The 529-nt window shown below is 59.5% G+C and carries 1 protein-coding gene; it reads right to left on the bottom strand.

The features are described 5' to 3' along the window. Positions 1–74: 74 nt before the first annotated feature. Positions 75–529: LysR substrate-binding domain-containing protein (locus tag CBX98_RS25335; protein WP_197710246.1), on the bottom strand; the 455-nt coding region annotated here is incomplete at its 5' end.

The following is a 529-nucleotide window of genomic DNA, read 5'->3' as shown; positions in this document are numbered from 1 at the left end:
CCTCGATGACTGCCGTGCGATGGCGAAGTCCCGATCATCGGGCATCTGTCAGCGGTGATAAATCCGCCATCGCTTCACTTGTCATGTGAAGAAATTCCCAGCCCTTCCTGAAGGCAGGCGGTGACGAACGGCATGACGACGCGAACAATGGGCACGTCACGCAGGTCGCTGTGGACGGCTAGCCAGATCTCGCGAACCAGGGGGATGTATTCCTCGTCCTCGACACGAGACAGCTTCGCGTCGTGGTCGCCCATGAAGAAGGGCAGGTTGATGATGCCGGCGCCATGGCGTGCGGCTTGATATTGAACGTCGAGGTTATTGCTCTGCATGACCAGGGGACGACCCGCCAGTACGGCGCGCAGCCATTGCTGTTGCTCGGAGAGCTCCATGCTCTCGTCGTAAGCCAAAAAACCACGTGCGCCTGGCGCGTGCCTGTCCAGATAATCCTTCGTGCCGTAAAGCCAGAACTTCAGGGAGCCGATCTTTCGCGCCACCAGATCCGGTTCGGTCGGCCGGCTCAGTCTTATCG

This window comes from Vibrio sp. T9 (assembly GCF_003123985.1).
Lineage (GTDB): Bacteria > Pseudomonadota > Gammaproteobacteria > Enterobacterales > Vibrionaceae > Vibrio > Vibrio diabolicus.
The sequence above is the reverse complement of the archived record's forward strand: the minus strand, read 5'-3'. Positions and strand labels throughout refer to the sequence as shown.